Raw genomic sequence first — 14,787 nt, 5'->3', positions numbered from 1 at the left:
GCAACGCGGCTTCGCGCGGCCAAACCGCGCGGTACAATGCGCCGGCATCGGCGTCCCGACGGCCGTGCTTCGTGCGATTCGCGGAACCCAGCTTCCCGGCGACTGCACCGCCCCTCCGCTCGCCTCCCGACTCGTTGCCACGAAAGAGATTCATGGATTCAGACATCATGCGTATCGGCCAGCGCATTCGCCGCCTGCGCCGGGAAGCGAAGAAGACGCTGCTGGAAGTCGCGACCGAAGCGAAGCTGTCGGTCGGGTTCCTGTCCCAGGTCGAGCGCCATCTCACGGGCATCTCCCTGTCGTCGCTCGTCAACGTCGCGAAAGCGCTGGACGTGCCGCTCGGCGCGCTGATCGACCAGCCGCGCCAGGCGCAGCCCGATTCGCACGCGGGCAGCCGCGAGCCATACGCGGTCGACAGCACGTCGCAGTGGTACGAACGGCTCTCCACCACGTTCGACGGCAGCCTGATCAACGCGGTCAAGGTGCGGATGATGGAAGGCTATCGCTCGGAATGGGTGTCGCACGGCGGCGACGAATTCGTGTACGTGCTGACCGGCCGCATCTGCTACACGGTCGGCAAGAAGGATTACCCGCTGTCGCCCGGCGACTCGCTGCACTTCGACGCGCGCAAGCGGCATCGCGTCGCCAACGTGGGCGACGGGCCCGCCGAGCTGATCGCGGTCGGCACGCTGCCGCTGTTCGACGACAGCTGCGCCGAATTCGTATCCGCGACGATGGAAATCAGGCAGCCGGCGCCGGGCGAGCCGCACGTGAGCCGCCGCGAGCCGGCGCCGAAACGCAAGCGCGACGCCGGCGCGGCACGGCCGGCCAGCACGGTGGAAAAAAAGAAGGCATCGGCAAAGCCGCGCGCCACCGCCGGCAAACGCCCGGCTGCCGCCACCCCGGCCCGCAAGGCGGCCGCGCGCAAGAAGTCGTAACGGCGGCTTGCGGGCGCGTGCCGCCCGTCCTTATTCGCCGATCTCGAGCGCCTGCGCGACGGCCTGGATCCGCGCGCGATGCACGGCATCCTTGATCTTCTCCGCCTCGGTGCCGATACCGCGCGCGATCGCGCCGGCATCGACGCTGCGCGCGGCCGCGAGCGCCACGCGCAGCCGCTCGGCCTGCGGATACGGCTGCGTGTCGAGCCCGAGCCGCCCGCGCGCATCCGATTCGCATGCCTGCAGCATTTCGGCGAAACGCGCGGGCTTGCGCAGCGCGTCGCTACGCTCGAACAGCCGCACCAGCGCCGCCGCGCCCATCTCCATCACGCGATGCAGGTTGCCGTGCTCGCGCGCGACCACCAGCGCGAGATCGCGGCATTCGTTCGGCACGCGCAGCCGCTCGCACAACGGCTTGAGCAGGTCGACGCTGCGGCCTTCGTGGCCGACGTGGCGCGGCAGCACATCCGCGGGCGTCGTGGCCTTGCCAAGATCGTGCGTGAGCGCCGCGAAGCGCACCGGCAGCGAATAACCCTGCTTCGCCGCATAGTCGACGACCATCATCACGTGCACGCCCGTATCGACTTCCGGGTGGTAGTCGGCGCGTTGCGGCACGCCCCACAGCGCATCGACTTCGGGCAGGATGCGCGCGAGCGCGCCGCACTCGCGCAGCACCGCGAACATCCGCGACGGCTTCGCCTCCATCAGCCCGCGCGCGATTTCCTGCCACACGCGTTCGGGCACGAGCGCGTCGACCTCGCCCGCGTCGACCATCCGGCGCATCAGCGCGAGCGTTTCGTCCGCGACCGTGAAATCCGCGAACCGCGCGGCGAAGCGCGCAATGCGCAGGATCCGCACCGGATCCTCGACGAACGCGTCGCTCACGTGCCGGAACACGCGCGCACGCAGGTCGGCCTGCCCGTCGAACGGATCGATCACGGGCCCGACCAGCACACCTTCCGGGCTCACCTCGCGCGCCATCGCGTTGATCGTCAGGTCGCGCCGCGCGAGATCCTCGTCGAGCGTCACGTCCGGCGCGTAGTGGAACTGGAAGCCGTGATAGCCGGCCGCCGTCTTGCGCTCGGTGCGCGCCAGCGCGTACTCCTCCTGCGTCTGCGGATGCAGGAACACCGGGAAATCCTTGCCGACCGGCCGGAAACCCTGCGCGGCCATCTGCTCGGGCGTCGCGCCCACCACCACGTAGTCGCGGTCCTGCACGGGCACGCCGAGCAATTCGTCGCGGATCGCGCCGCCTACCGCATAGATGTTCATCGCGTCGGCTCGTAGTCGGCGATCACGGTCGTTTCGCGGCGCGCCGCGTCGATCCAGCGCTGGACGGCCGGCAGCGCCGTCACGCGCGCCGCGTAGCCGGCCGCTTCCGGCGACAGGCCCGGCGCGTACGTATTGAAGCGCATCACGACGGGCGCGTACATCGCGTCGGCGATCCCGAATTCGCCGAACAGGAACGGCCCGCCCGACGCTTCGAGGCATGCGCTCCACAGCGCATCGATGCGCGCGACGTCGGCGAGCGCGTCGGGCGTCGCGCCGCGCCCCGGCATCGACGCGCGCACGTTCATGCCCATCTGCGTGCGCAGCGCCGCGAAGCCCGCGTGCATCTCGGCCGCGACGCAGCGTGCATGCACGCGCTCGAGCGGGTCGGCCGGCCACATCGGAAACTGCGGATAGCGTTCGGCGAGCGTCTCGGCGATCGCGAGCGAATCCCAGATCGCGACGCCGTGGTCGTCGACCAGGCACGGCACCTTGCCGGTCGGCGAATACTCGAGGATGCGCGCGGTCGTGTCGTCGCGGCGCAGCTCGACCGCGATCTCGTCGAACGGGATGCCGAAATGCGTGAGCAGCAGCCACGGACGCATCGACCACGACGAGTAGTTCTTGTCTCCAATGACGAGTTTCATGACGGTATTCCGGAAAACGCGAAGGTGAAAAAAAGCGGTGCCGAATGACGGCGCCCGTGCGGGCCTAGTGGCGACGCGAGCGGAACCAGTCGAACCGGGACCGCTGCGTGGCGTTGCCGAGATAGGCGGGTGCGATGCTTTCGAGACTCGCGGGCGAGATCCCGAGTTCCGGCGCGAGCGGCCCCGACAGCACGTTCGGCACCGACATCGACGCGAGATTGTCGCGCGTGATCACGGGCTCGCCGGGCAGGCATTCGAACACGCTTGCCTGCAGCCGCGCGAGCGCGTCGGGCAGCCGCACGATGCGCGCCTGCCGGCCGACCAGCGTGCCGCAATAACGCACCAGCTGCTCGAGCGTATAGACGGTCGGGCCGCCGAGCTCGTAGGTCTTGCCGTGCGCGGCCGCGAGATCGAGCGTGTTGACGAACGCGCGCACGACGTCGCCGACGAACACCGGCTGAAATTGCGCATCGGGCATCGCGAGCGGCAGCACGGGCACCGTGCGCTGCAGCTTCGCGAACGTGTTGAGGAACGCGTCGCCGGGGCCGAACACGACCGACGGACGGAAGATCGTCAGCGCGAGCGAATCGGTCGCCGCGATCGCATGCAGCGCCGCTTCGCCGTCGCCCTTCGAGCGCTGGTACATGCTCGCGCCGCGCGAATCGGCGCCGAGCGCGCTCATGTGCAGCAGGCGCCGCACGCCGACCTCGGCGCAGGCGCTCGCGAGCGCGGCCGGCAGCGCGACATGCGCGCGCTCGAAACCGGGCCCGTACGGCGTGCCGCGGCCGCCGTGCAGCACGCCGACGAGATTGATCGCCGCGTGCGCACCGGCGACGAAGCGCGCGAGCGTGCGCGTGTCGAGCGCCTCGAGTTCGACGATCTCGACCGGCAGCATCTGCAGGTGGCGCGCGTGGTCGCGCCGCCGCGTGCCGATTCGTACCTGCTTGCCGGCGTCGATCAGCGCATTGACGAGCCGGCTGCCGATGAAGCCGGTGCCGCCCAGCAGCGCGACGGTCTGGCGATCCATGTTCGGGACTCCTAGGGCCTGTTCACGCTAATAACGGACTTGCGCTGGCCGCCAGAAGGACCGAGCGCAAGGACTGCGACGAAGCGAATACTCGACGTATTCGCAAGGAGCATGACGCAGCGATCGGCCCTTCTGGCGGCCAGCCCCATTTATGACTTTTTCCCGGTCAGGGGAACGTGCCTTGCCGGCCGCATTGCGGCGTCGCGCGTCGCTTGTTTGGCTCGGCCAAACGGCGCTCCTTGCTTCTTGCACGCGCCCCGAAGGAAGTCCCCTTGGGGGACGACCGGCAAGGCACGTTCGCAAGTCCGTTATTAGCGTGAACAGGCCCTTAAGAACACTGCCGCGTCTCGCGCGGCAGTGTGAAGATTGCGGATCAGGGCGAAATCATGCCTAGACGTTTCTTCAACGACTGCGGTTTGCCCTCGAAGAGCGCCGCGTAGTAGACGGTATTCGACAACACGTTCTTCACGTAGTCGCGCGTCTCGTTGAACGGAATCGTCTCCGCGAAGATCGCGCCTTCGACCGGCTGCGTCAACACCTGGCGCCACTGGCGCGGCCGGCCCGGGCCCGCGTTGTAGCCGGCGGTGGCCAGCACCGGCGAGCTGTCGAAGTTATTGTAGATGTCCCCCAGATACCAGGTGCCGAGCTGGATGTTGGTATCGATGTCGTGCATCTGCGCGCGCGTGATCGTGCCCATGCCGAGCTTCTTCGCGACCATCTGCGCCGTCGCCGGCATCAGTTGCATCAGCCCGCCCGCGCCCACCGACGAACGTGCGCTCGTGATGAAACGCGATTCCTGGCGGATCAGCCCGTACGCCCATTCGACGTCGAGGCCGGTCGACTGCGCATAGCGCTCGACGATGTTGCGGTACGGCGACGGGTAGCGCAGCGTGAAGTCGTGCTCGGCCTTCGTGCGGTCGGCCGTGTTGACCGTGCGGTCGAGCAGCTCGACGCGCTTGCCGTACTCGGCGGCCGCGAGCAGCTGGCGATCGGTCATCCCGCGCAGCGGCCAGTTCCATTCTCGGTTGCCTTCAAGGCGCAGGTTCAGCGCGAAGAAGCGCTGCGCGAGCGCGAAGCCCGGAATCTTGCTCATCGCGTCGATCTCGGCGTCGCTCACCTTCGTGCGCGGCGGGATCGTCGTGCGCTGGCCGAGCTCTTCGCCGGCGAGCTGCCCGTAGAAGTTGAACTGGCCCGCGACCTGCTCGAATTCCTGGTTCGCCTGCAGCGTGTCGCCGCTCTGCTTGAGCGCGCGCGCATGCCAGTAGATCCATGCCGGATCGTCGCGCAGCGACGGCGGCATCTGCTCGATCGACCAGCGCACCATCGGCCAGTTTCCGGCGAGCAGCGCGGCGCGCGTGCGCCATTCGTAGCCCGGGTTCGACAGCGGCGCATTCGCGGATTTCGCATACCAGACCGACGCGAGCGGCGAGCGCTTGATCGCGCCCTGGTAGCCGATCGCGCCCCACGCGATCGCCTGCTCCTGCTTCGTGAGCGAGCCGGCGACCGACGTCAGCATCCCGGCGGCCGCGTCCGGATCGTTGCGCGCCATGCGGCCGAGCGCGATCAGCGCGAGCTGGTGCGACGCCGCGTCGGGGCCGACGCCGCGCGCGAGGTACAGCGGCGGCGCGCTCGTCGCCTGGTCGAAGCCGGCCGGGCGCGGGCCGAGCGCGTCGACGATCTTGCCGCCGAGCGTCGTGTAGTTCTGCTCGTACGCGAGGCGCGCCTGCTGCCACACGTCGTCGTTCGTGAACTGCTGGTTGACCGTGAGCGCGGTGATCAGGTCGACGCACGCGTCGCCATAGTTCTTCGGCTCGACGAGCAGCGCGCGCGCCGCCTCGGCGACGTTCTCGCCGCGCGCCGCGCGCGATTCGAGCGCGTAGCACTTGACCTGCGTGTCGTCGTCGAGCACGAAGCGCTTGTATTGATCGTCGAAGCTGCGCCAGTCGTGGCGCGCGCCGAGCACGAGCAGGTAGTCGTTGCGCAGGCGGTCGGCGATCGCCTGGCCGTCGTAGCGCTGCAGGAACGACTGCACGGGCGCGTCCGGCGCATCGACGCGCGCGCGGCCCGTCGAATCGAACAGCTGCGGCTTGATCTGGAAATACTCGACGTAGGACGGTACCGGATAGTTCGGGATCGTCGACGCGAGCTGCGCGGCTTTCGCGGCGTCGTTGCGGCGCGCGGCTTCGCGAAGCTGCACGAAGGTCTGGTCATCCCCGGCGACCGTGTCGTCGGCCGGTGCCGCGCACGCGGCCGTGCCCGCGACCAGCGCGGCAGCGGAAAGCGTCAGCGCGACCGCGCGATATACTCGAAAAAGGCTGTTCGACATCGTTTTGAATGGAGCACGAATTGAGCGAAAGCATAGCACGCAACCCTGTGCCGAACCCGAAGGTTGCGCTGCGCAAAACACTGTCCGGCGCGCGCCGCGACGCCGCGTCGCAACCCGCCGCGAACGCCGCGCTCGACGCGCGGCTGCGCATGCTGCTCGAGCGGATCGCGCCGCGCTCGGTGGGGTTCTACTGGCCGCTGCCGGGCGAATTCGATGCGCGCGATGCGGTGCTCGCCTGGTGCGCGGCGGGCGCGGGCCGGCGCGCCGCGCTGCCGGTGATCGGCGAACGGCATGCGCCACTCGCGTTCCATGCGTGGGATGCGCACACGCCGATGCGCGAAGGTCATCACCGGATTCCGGAACCGGCGTCGGGAATCGACGTCGTGCCCGACCTGTTGCTGATTCCCTGTCTGGGATTCGATCCGCAGCGCTACCGGCTCGGCTACGGCGGCGGCTACTACGACCGCACGCTCGCCGCGTGGCCGGGCGACGCGCTGCCCGTGACGGTCGGCATCGCCTATGAAGCGTGCCGCGTCGATGCGCTGCCTGCCGAAACGCATGATCTCGCGCTGCGCTGGATCGTGACCGACGGCGCGCTCTACCCGGCCGCCGGATGACGCGGCGCGCGGCGCCACGGTCGTCGCTACACGCCCGTCGGCGCCTGGCCGCGCGCAATTATTTCCGCAATCGTTTACAGCGACGCCGCCGCGCGCGCGGCCGTGTCGTACAGGCCCGACGCGTGGCGCAGCAACTGCGCCGCGTCGCCGATCTGCGCGTTGGTGAGCCCGCTGTCCTTCAGCGTCTCGATCAGGCAGTGCTCGCGCACCTCGCGATACTTCAGGCACAGGTCGCGGCCGGCGTCGGTCGCGAAGAAGAACACTTCCTTGCCGCTCTTCTCGCTCTTCACATAGCCGCGGGCGATCAGTTTTTTCAGCGCATAGGTCGCGACGTGCGTATCCTCGATATTGAGCACGAAGCAGATGTCGGCGAGCTTCTTCTTGCGTTCGCGATGGCTGACGTGGTGCAGCAGCGACACCTCGACCGCCGTCATGTCCTTCGCGCCGGCTGCCGACATGCAGCGCACCATCCAGCGGTTGAACGCGTTGCCGGCCATGATGAGCCCGTATTCGAGCTCCGACAGCTCCGCGCTCGAATCGGAAACGAGGTGTTCGGATGACACGATCTTGGTCGGAGGACGCTTCATGGAAGGGCGGCGCAAGCAGGATGTCAGGGTTTGCCGAGTGTACGTCAGAAGCCCCGGTGTACGGGCTAGGCGAAAACGCTTATTGGGAAGTTATCGATATCTTATTGACAATGTGCGCTAACATTGCCGTCCGAACCGTGCCAGTCCGATGACGCAACCCCGCATTTATCCGCTCGGCGATGCCGCCCTCGTCTGTGAGGTGCCGCCGCCCGCCACGCTTGATTGCCAGCGCCGCGTCTGGGCCGTTGCCGAGGCCGCGCGCGCGTGGCCCGACGTGATCGACGTCGTGCCGGGCATGAACAACCTGACCATCGTCTTCGACCCGCTCGCCGCGACGGCCGCGTCGCTCACGCCGGCGCTGCGCGACGCGTGGGAAACCGCCGACGTCGAGCATGCCGACGGCCGCGACGTCGAGATCCCGGTCGAGTACGGCGGCGCCGCCGGGCCCGACCTGCCGGCCGTCGCCGCGCACACGGGCCTGTCGGCCGACGAGGTCGTCGCGCGCCATGTTGCCGGCGAATACGTCGTGTTCTTCGTCGGCTTCCAGCCGGGCTTCGCGTATCTGGGCGGCCTCGATGCGTCGCTGCACACGCCGCGCCGCGCGGCGCCGCGTCTCGAGGTGCCGGCCGGCTCGGTCGGCATCGGCGGCGCGCAGACGGGCATCTACCCGGCCACGTCGCCCGGCGGCTGGCAACTGATCGGCCGCACGTCGCGCGTGCTGTTCGATCCGGCGCGGCCGCAGCCGACGCTGCTGCTGCCCGGCGACCGCGTGCGCTTCACCATTGCGGGAGTCGACGCACGATGACCCAGAGCAACGCACCGGGCACCATCGAAGTGTTGCGGGCCGGCCCGCTGTCGACCGTGCAGGATCTCGGGCGCCGCGGCGCGCGCCATCTCGGCGTCGCGCAGGGCGGCGCGCTCGACGGCCTCGCGCTCGAGGTCGGCAACCGGCTCGTCGGCAACCGCCCCGACGCGGCGGCCGTCGAGATCACGATCGGCCCGGCCGCCTTCCGCTTCACGCGGGCCACCCGCATCGCAATCACCGGCACCGAGTTCGGCGCGACGCTCGACGGCGAGCGCGTGTATTCGTGGTGGAGCCTGCCGGTCGACGCCGGGCAGACGCTCGTGCTGCCGGCCGCGAAACGCGGAATGCGCGGCTATCTGTGCATCGCGGGCGGCATCGACGTGCTGCCGATGCTCGGCTCGCGCAGCACCGATCTCGCGTCGCGCTTCGGCGGCCTCGGCGGCCGCACGCTGCGCGACGGCGATCGGCTCCCGGTCGGTGTGCCGCCGGCCGGCGCGGGCTGCCTCGCGGCCGATGCGCCCGAATTCGGCGTAAAGGCGCCCGCGTGGTGCGCGTTCGTGCGCATCGACGAGCCGCCGCGCCGGCACCGCCCCGCGCATGCGCCGTGGGCGATGCCCGTGCGCGTGCTGCCGGGCCCCGACTACGCGTCGTTCGCGGCCGATTCGCAGCAGGCGTTCTGGGACGAGGAGTGGCTCGTCACCGCGAACAGCAACCGGATGGGCTATCGCCTCGCCGGCGCGGAGCTCGTGCGCGAGCGGCCGGTCGAGCTGCTGTCGCACGCGGTGCTGCCCGGCACGATCCAGGTGCCGCCGAACGGCCAGCCGATCGTGCTGATGCACGACGCGCAGACCACCGGCGGCTACCCGAAGATCGGCACGGTGATCCGCGCCGATCTGTGGAAGCTTGCGCAGGCGCGGCTCAACCTGCCGATCCGCTTCGTGCGCACGACACCCGAAGCCGCGCGCGCCGCCCTGATCGCAGAACGTGCCTATCTGCGGCAGATCGACGTCGCGATCGACATGCGCGAGGAAGCGCGCCGCCGCGCGCAATCGCGCGCAGCGTGACAATGGCGGAAGCAGTACGAAAGACGCGCCACGCAATCAGTGGACGAGGAACATCATGGAAATCGATCTGAATGCCGATCTCGGCGAAGGATGCGGATCTGACGAGGCGCTGCTCGACCTCGTCACGTCGGCGAACATCGCATGCGGGTGGCATGCAGGCGGCGCCAATGCGATGCGCGATTGCGTACGCTGGGCCGTGCAGAAAGGCGTGTCGATCGGCGCGCACCCGAGCTTTCACGATCCGGAGAATTTCGGCCGCAAGGAAATGCAGCTGCCGGCCGGCGACATCTATGCCGGCGTGCTGTACCAGCTCGGCGCGCTGTCGGCGATCGCGCAGGCCGAAGGCGGGCGCATCGCGCACGTGAAGCCGCACGGCGCGCTGTACAACCAGGCCGCGCGCGACCCGATGATCGCCGATGCGGTGGTGTCCGCGATCCACGATTTCGATCCGTCGCTCGCGGTGTTCGGGCTCGCGAACAGCGTGTTCGTCGCGGCCGCGCGGCATGCGGGGCTCGCCGCGGTGGAGGAAGTGTTCGCCGATCGCGGCTACCGGGCGGACGGCTCGCTCGTGCCGCGCAGCCAGCCCGGCGCGCTGATCGACGATGAAGACGCGGTGCTCGCGCGCACGCTCGACATGGTGCGCAACCGGCAGGTGCGTGCACTGAGCGGCGAATGGGTGCCGCTGAATGCGCAGACCGTCTGCCTGCACGGCGACGGGCCGCATGCGTTGGCGTTCGCGAAGCGGATTCGGGCGGCGCTGGAGGCCGCCGGCGTCGATGTCGTGGCGCCAGGTGCGCTGCAGGCCGACGAAGGCGCGTGACGCTTATCCGTGGTGTCGCGCGCAATGCGCGATGTCGTCGCCCAAAAGAAAAAAGCGCCCTCGTGGCGCTTTTCCGTTGGCGCAATCGCTGCGGCTTCGCCGTCTGTCGATTCACCCCCCGAAACCGTCTTTCGACGGTGACCGGAAAAATCTTCCGGATTAAAAAACGTCCGCCGCCGCCCGATTCACTGCTTACCCCGGTTGGACGACGGAGCGTTGCTTATTCGCAAGTCGGCCTGCATGCCTTGTTGTTATCCGACGATGATTGGCCCCGCCGTACATGCAGACACTTTCCGCGGCCGGCACGTGTGCACCACGTGCCGGCAACGCGCTCACCCCGCGCTTTCTTTTCTGCTACCCCGTAGAACTTTTTCTATTCTTTTCATTTTTTCAACTTGTGGATCGAAGAATAGATATTGGCAGAACGGGATGTCAATCGTTTGAAACGCTATTTTCCGACGAATCGAGGGTTTTCCTTATCGAATGGCACGCCCATACAGGCGTTTGACGCGATCCGGACGGCGTCGATCAAACAGGGGAGGATCGGTTCGGGCGCGACGGCGATGTTCAGTTCGCGTCGACGCTGTAACCTTGTTGACGCAACAATTCGAGCACGCCGCGCGGGCCGCCCAGGTGCAGCGCGCCGATCGCGACGAACAGCGGCCGGTTCGGCGCGGCGATTGCGGTCATCCGTGCAACGAAGCGCCGGTTGCGCTCGTACACGATCTTGTTGTCGATCGACGCCGACAACGCCTTCGAACGCGCGAGCCGCTCGGTCTTCGCGACCGCCCATGCGGAGATCGCATCGGCGTCGCCAATTCGCCACAGCCGGTGCAGCGACTTGATGTCGTCGGCGTTCTGCGCGGGTGTCTGCACCATGTCCTGCGCGAGCATCTCGCGCTGCTCGGCCAGCGTGAGCCCGGTGAACGCGCGCATCTGTTCGGCGAGCGTCTCGAGCCCGATCACGCGGCCGCCCTTTTTCTTCAGGAACACGTTCTGCAGTTGCGCCTCGGTGCCGTATTCGGTCTGCAGGCCGGCCGACAGCGAATCGTAGGTCTCGACGACGAGCGCCGCAAGCCACGGCCGCATCTTGCGGATCTCGGCGAGCGCGGCCGGGTTGCCGTGCAGGCGCGCCGCGAGCCGCAGCCACAGCGGCTCCGGCAGCAAGCGCTGCAGGCACGGGTAGCGACAGATGCCGTACTTCGACACGTCGTCCTGCGATTCGAGCAGATCGTCCGGCGACAGCTCGAGCGCGAGCGTCGGCGACGCGGCGAGCGCCGCGAGGATGCGCGGCCGGAACGGTTGCGCGCTCGGGTAATCGGACGGATCGCCCGTGTGCAGCGTGCCGAGCACGTAGAGCGTGACCTTGCCCTTGGTCGCGACGTAGAACGGCATGCGCGCGGGCTGCACGCGCACCGTGCCGCGCGCGACCGTGCCGTCCGACACGGCGGGCGCGTGGAAGCCCGGCAGGCTCATGCCGGGCGGCGGGACTTGCGACGGATGAATCGGCGAGGTGGCCGGCGCGCGCCCTTCGGCGCGCGCGGACTCGACGGGAACCACGAAGCTGGCCGCCACGCACGCGCCGGCCAGCGCCGCGCCCGTGACGGTACGCACGCCCCAGCGGCGCGCGTGGCGGTACGCGCGCATCACGCGCGCACTGCCAGCCCCCGAACGGCGCACGCCGGACGCGCGCGCCGCCAACGCTTCAGGCATTCGCCTCCCCTACCTCCTCGGCGCGATGGCAGGCCACGCGCCGGCCGTCGACGTCGCGCAGTTGCGGCTCCTCGGCGCGGCAACGCTCGACCGCGTACGGGCAGCGCTGGTGGAACGCGCAGCCCGACGGCGGATTGAGCGGCGACGGCAGTTCGCCCTGCAGCTTGATCTGCACGCGGCGGTCTTCCTCGAAGATCGCCGGCGTCGCCGACATCAGCGCACGCGTGTACGGATGGCGCGGCCGCGCGTAGATCGTCGCCTTGTCGCCGAGCTCGGCGACGCTGCCGAAGTACATCACCATCACGTCGTCCGCGACATGCTCGACCACCGACAGGTTGTGCGAGATGAACACGTAGCTCGTCTTGAACTGCTCCTGCAGATCCATGAACAGGTTCAGGATCTGCGCCTGGATCGACACGTCGAGCGCGGACACCGGCTCGTCGGCGACGACGATCCGCGGCTCGAGGATCATCGCGCGCGCGATCGCGACACGCTGCCGCTGGCCGCCCGAGAACATGTGCGGATAGCGCTTCGCGTGCTCGGGCCGCAGGCCGACCGTGCGCATGATCTGCGCGACGCGCTGCGCGCGCTCGGCGGCCGTCAGGTTCGCGTTGATCTCGAGCGGCTCGGCGAGCGTCTGCTCGACGGTCTTGCGCGGGTTGAGCGACGCGAACGGGTTCTGGAACACCATCTGCACGCGACGGCGCAGGTCGGCGACCCGGTGGCGGTCCGCACCCGCGACGTCCTTGCCGTCGATCGACAGGTGGCCGGACGTCGGCGCCTCGATCATCGTCAGTTGCCGCGCGAGCGTCGACTTCCCGCAACCGGATTCGCCGACGACGGCGAGCGTCTTGCCGCGCTTGAGCGAAAACGACACGCCGTTGAGCGCCTTCACCGTGCCCTGGCCGAACATGCCGCGCTTCACCGAGTAGTGTTTCGCGAGCTGGTCGGCGACCAGGACGACGTCCTCGTCGTGCGGCGCGCGGCGCACTTCTTGATTTGCATTCATCGTGGACTCCTGTCGACCGGAGTTTGCGCTTTAGCGCTTACTCCGGTCCCATGCATAGCCGTCAGGTCGAGGTTGGAAACATTGAGCGGCTTGATGCAGCGCGCGCGCATCGCATCGTTGCCGGACACCAGCGTGTCGAGCGCCGGCCGCGCCTTGCGGCAATCGTCGACGACATACTTGCAGCGCGGCGCGAACAGGCACCCGGACGGGCGATCATCCCGGCCGGGCACCATGCCGGGCAATGCGGCAAGGCGACGCGCCCCCTTATTGTGCTCGGGAATCGCCGCGAGCAGCGCTTCCGTGTACGGATGGTGCGGCGCGCGGAAGATCTCGGGCACGCTGTTGGTCTCGATGATCTCGCCGGCGTACATCACCGCGACGCGCTGCGCGACCTCCGACACCACGGCCAGGTCGTGCGAGATCAGCACGAGCGCCATCCCGCGCTCCTTCTGCAGCTTCACGAGCAGATCCATGATCTGCGCCTGGATCGTCACGTCGAGCGCGGTGGTCGGCTCGTCGGCGATCAGCAGCTTCGGGTTGCACGCGACGGCCATCGCGATCATCACGCGCTGGTTCATCCCGCCCGACATCTGGTGCGGGAACGACGTGATGCGGTTCTTCGCATCGGGAATGCCGACCTGGTCGAGCAGTTCGACCGCGCGCCGGTTCAGCGCGTCGCCGCGCAGGCCTTCGTGCAGCTTCAGCACTTCCTTGATCTGGTAGCCGACCGTATAGCTCGGGTTCAGGCTCGTCAGCGCATCCTGGAACACCATCGCGATGTCCTTGCCGACGATCTTGCGACGCGCCTTCGGCGATGCCTTCAGCAGGTCGACGCCGTTGAACGTGACCTCGTCGGCCGTCACCTTGCCCGGCGCGTCGATCAGGCCCATCAGCGCCATCATCGTCACGCTCTTGCCCGAGCCCGATTCGCCGACGACGCCCACCACCTCGCCCGGCGCGATCGACATGTTGATCCGGTCGACGGCGGGCAGGCCGTTGAAGTTCACCGCGAGATTGCGGATGGTCAGAAGATTCTGGGTCATGTCACGCCATCCGTTTCAGTTTGGGATCGAGCGCGTCGCGCAGCCCGTCGCCGAGCAGGTTGATCGCAAGCACCGAAATCAGGATCGACAGGCCGGGCATCGTCACGATCCACCATGCGTTGTCGATGTAGTCGCGTGCGGACGCCAGCATCGCGCCCCACTCGGCGGTCGGCGGCTGAACGCCGAGGCCGAGGAAGCCGAGCGCGGCCGCATCGAGGATCGCCGACGAGAAGCCGAGCGTCGCCTGCACGATCAGCGGCGCCGTGCAGTTGGGCAGCACCTGCGAGAACATCAGGCGCAGCGTGCCGGCACCGGCCACGCGCGACGCGGTCACGTATTCCTTCTGCAGCTCGCCGAGCGCCGACGCGCGCGTGAGGCGCACATAGGCCGGCAGCGCGACGATCGCGATCGCGAACATCGTGTTGATGAGGCCCGGGCCGATGATCGCGACGACCGCGACCGCGAGCAGCAGCGACGGCAGCGCGAGCAGCACGTCCATGATGCGCATCACGGGCGTGTCGGCCCACTTCTGGAAGAACGCGGCGACGAGCCCGAGCACGATGCCGGGGATCAGCGCGAGCACGACCGACACGAAGCCGATCCAGAACGACATCCGCGCGCCGTACATCAGGCGCGAAAGAATGTCGCGGCCCGCTTCGTCGGTGCCGAGGATGAATTTCCAGTTGCCGCCGTCGAGCCACGCGGGCGGGATCTTCACGTAGTCGCGGTATTGCTCGACCGGGCTGTGCGGCGCGATCAGCGGCGCGAGGAGCGCGATCAGGACCAGCGTGAGCACGACAATGCCGGCGCCGACGGCGCCGCGGTTGCGCGAGAAGTTGGCCCAGAACTCGCGCAGCGCGAGCGCACGGCCGCCAGCCGGCGCGGTTTCGGTCGGCAGGGTGTTTTGCAGATTGCTCATGGA

Annotated in this window: 14 protein-coding genes; 5 read left to right on the top strand and 9 right to left on the bottom strand. The window is 68.6% G+C overall.

The features are described from left to right. The first annotated feature begins 152 nt into the window (after positions 1-152). Positions 153-938: a helix-turn-helix domain-containing protein gene (locus VL15_RS21460; protein WP_048248325.1), complete on the top strand. Its 786-nt coding sequence runs from the start codon at positions 153-155 to the stop codon at positions 936-938. 30 nt (positions 939-968) lie between these two features. Here VL15_RS21460 and VL15_RS21455 read toward each other — a convergent pair whose 3' ends face one another. From VL15_RS21455 to VL15_RS21440, 4 genes are all read right to left on the bottom strand, one after another. Continuing rightward, entirely contained in the window at positions 969-2,210 is a 1,242-nt protein-coding gene (locus VL15_RS21455; protein WP_048248324.1) for a multifunctional CCA addition/repair protein, read from the bottom strand. Continuing rightward, a complete protein-coding gene (locus tag VL15_RS21450) occupies positions 2,207-2,854 on the bottom strand; it encodes a glutathione S-transferase family protein (RefSeq protein ID WP_048248322.1) in 648 nt (215 codons plus the stop codon). The genes VL15_RS21455 and VL15_RS21450 overlap by 4 nt, the downstream gene beginning before the upstream one ends. Positions 2,855-2,918: 64 nt before the next feature. Further along, the gene (locus VL15_RS21445; protein WP_048248321.1) at positions 2,919-3,881 is read right to left on the bottom strand and encodes a complex I NDUFA9 subunit family protein; all 963 of its coding nucleotides are present in this window, start codon (positions 3,879-3,881) and stop codon (positions 2,919-2,921) included. A gap of 373 nt (positions 3,882-4,254) precedes the next feature. Further along, positions 4,255-6,207 carry a lytic transglycosylase domain-containing protein gene (locus VL15_RS21440; protein WP_048248319.1) on the bottom strand — a complete coding sequence of 651 codons (1,953 nt, stop codon included), beginning with the start codon at positions 6,205-6,207 and terminating at the stop codon, positions 4,255-4,257. 8 nt (positions 6,208-6,215) lie between these two features. Here VL15_RS21440 and VL15_RS21435 point away from each other — a divergent pair, with 8 nt between their 5' ends. After that, complete coding sequence (locus tag VL15_RS21435) at positions 6,216-6,824, top strand: 5-formyltetrahydrofolate cyclo-ligase (RefSeq protein ID WP_048248318.1); 609 nt, start codon at positions 6,216-6,218, stop codon at positions 6,822-6,824. 74 nt (positions 6,825-6,898) lie between these two features. Here VL15_RS21435 and VL15_RS21430 read toward each other — a convergent pair whose 3' ends face one another. Then, positions 6,899-7,411: a winged helix DNA-binding protein gene (locus VL15_RS21430; RefSeq protein WP_048248315.1), complete on the bottom strand. Its 513-nt coding sequence runs from the start codon at positions 7,409-7,411 to the stop codon at positions 6,899-6,901. 148 nt (positions 7,412-7,559) lie between these two features. Here VL15_RS21430 and pxpB point away from each other — a divergent pair, with 148 nt between their 5' ends. The 3 genes from pxpB to pxpA are packed head-to-tail and all read left to right on the top strand — an operon-like array spanning position 7,560 to position 10,100. Continuing rightward, entirely contained in the window at positions 7,560-8,216 is a 657-nt protein-coding gene (pxpB, locus tag VL15_RS21425; RefSeq protein WP_048248314.1) for a 5-oxoprolinase subunit PxpB, read from the top strand. After that, the gene (locus tag VL15_RS21420) at positions 8,213-9,280 is read left to right on the top strand and encodes a biotin-dependent carboxyltransferase family protein (RefSeq protein ID WP_048248313.1); all 1,068 of its coding nucleotides are present in this window, start codon (positions 8,213-8,215) and stop codon (positions 9,278-9,280) included. Before pxpB ends, VL15_RS21420 begins: the two co-directional genes overlap by 4 nt. Positions 9,281-9,335: 55 nt before the next feature. After that, positions 9,336-10,100 (top strand): 5-oxoprolinase subunit PxpA, encoded by a 765-nt coding sequence (gene pxpA, locus VL15_RS21415; RefSeq protein ID WP_034190296.1) that lies wholly within the window; start codon positions 9,336-9,338, stop codon positions 10,098-10,100. Between the two features lie 567 nt (positions 10,101-10,667). On the opposite strand, the gene VL15_RS21410 is transcribed toward pxpA, so the two are convergent. The 4 genes from VL15_RS21410 to VL15_RS21395 are packed head-to-tail and all read right to left on the bottom strand — an operon-like array spanning position 10,668 to position 14,784. Next, complete coding sequence (locus VL15_RS21410; protein WP_048248312.1) at positions 10,668-11,813, bottom strand: TraB/GumN family protein; 1,146 nt, start codon at positions 11,811-11,813, stop codon at positions 10,668-10,670. Next, the gene (locus VL15_RS21405) at positions 11,806-12,822 is read right to left on the bottom strand and encodes a peptide ABC transporter ATP-binding protein (RefSeq protein WP_048248311.1); all 1,017 of its coding nucleotides are present in this window, start codon (positions 12,820-12,822) and stop codon (positions 11,806-11,808) included. The genes VL15_RS21410 and VL15_RS21405 overlap by 8 nt, the downstream gene beginning before the upstream one ends. Then, a complete protein-coding gene (locus VL15_RS21400) occupies positions 12,819-13,865 on the bottom strand; it encodes an ABC transporter ATP-binding protein (protein WP_048248310.1) in 1,047 nt (348 codons plus the stop codon). Before VL15_RS21400 ends, VL15_RS21405 begins: the two co-directional genes overlap by 4 nt. A gap of 1 nt (position 13,866) precedes the next feature. Then, positions 13,867-14,784 carry an ABC transporter permease subunit gene (locus tag VL15_RS21395; protein ID WP_048248309.1) on the bottom strand — a complete coding sequence of 306 codons (918 nt, stop codon included), beginning with the start codon at positions 14,782-14,784 and terminating at the stop codon, positions 13,867-13,869. Positions 14,785-14,787 lie beyond the last annotated feature (3 nt).

Source organism: Burkholderia cepacia (assembly GCF_001039005.1).
GTDB classification, from domain to species: domain Bacteria; phylum Pseudomonadota; class Gammaproteobacteria; order Burkholderiales; family Burkholderiaceae; genus Burkholderia; species Burkholderia theae.
The sequence above is the reverse complement of the archived record's forward strand: the minus strand, read 5'-3'. Positions and strand labels throughout refer to the sequence as shown.

What these genes read in the sequence shown, in the direction of transcription:
- VL15_RS21460 (WP_048248325.1), top strand. Translation starts at nt 153, where the DNA reads ATGGATTCAGACATCATGCGTATCGGCCAGCGCATTCGCCGCCTGCGC.
- VL15_RS21455 (WP_048248324.1), bottom strand. Translation starts at nt 2,210, where the DNA reads ATGAACATCTATGCGGTAGGCGGCGCGATCCGCGACGAATTGCTCGGC.
- VL15_RS21450 (WP_048248322.1), bottom strand. Translation starts at nt 2,854, where the DNA reads ATGAAACTCGTCATTGGAGACAAGAACTACTCGTCGTGGTCGATGCGT.
- VL15_RS21445 (WP_048248321.1), bottom strand. Translation starts at nt 3,881, where the DNA reads ATGGATCGCCAGACCGTCGCGCTGCTGGGCGGCACCGGCTTCATCGGC.
- VL15_RS21440 (WP_048248319.1), bottom strand. Translation starts at nt 6,207, where the DNA reads ATGTCGAACAGCCTTTTTCGAGTATATCGCGCGGTCGCGCTGACGCTT.
- VL15_RS21435 (WP_048248318.1), top strand. Translation starts at nt 6,216, where the DNA reads ATGGAGCACGAATTGAGCGAAAGCATAGCACGCAACCCTGTGCCGAAC.
- VL15_RS21430 (WP_048248315.1), bottom strand. Translation starts at nt 7,411, where the DNA reads ATGAAGCGTCCTCCGACCAAGATCGTGTCATCCGAACACCTCGTTTCC.
- pxpB (WP_048248314.1), top strand. Translation starts at nt 7,560, where the DNA reads ATGACGCAACCCCGCATTTATCCGCTCGGCGATGCCGCCCTCGTCTGT.
- VL15_RS21420 (WP_048248313.1), top strand. Translation starts at nt 8,213, where the DNA reads ATGACCCAGAGCAACGCACCGGGCACCATCGAAGTGTTGCGGGCCGGC.
- pxpA (WP_034190296.1), top strand. Translation starts at nt 9,336, where the DNA reads ATGGAAATCGATCTGAATGCCGATCTCGGCGAAGGATGCGGATCTGAC.
- VL15_RS21410 (WP_048248312.1), bottom strand. Translation starts at nt 11,813, where the DNA reads ATGCCTGAAGCGTTGGCGGCGCGCGCGTCCGGCGTGCGCCGTTCGGGG.
- VL15_RS21405 (WP_048248311.1), bottom strand. Translation starts at nt 12,822, where the DNA reads ATGAATGCAAATCAAGAAGTGCGCCGCGCGCCGCACGACGAGGACGTC.
- VL15_RS21400 (WP_048248310.1), bottom strand. Translation starts at nt 13,865, where the DNA reads ATGACCCAGAATCTTCTGACCATCCGCAATCTCGCGGTGAACTTCAAC.
- VL15_RS21395 (WP_048248309.1), bottom strand. Translation starts at nt 14,784, where the DNA reads ATGAGCAATCTGCAAAACACCCTGCCGACCGAAACCGCGCCGGCTGGC.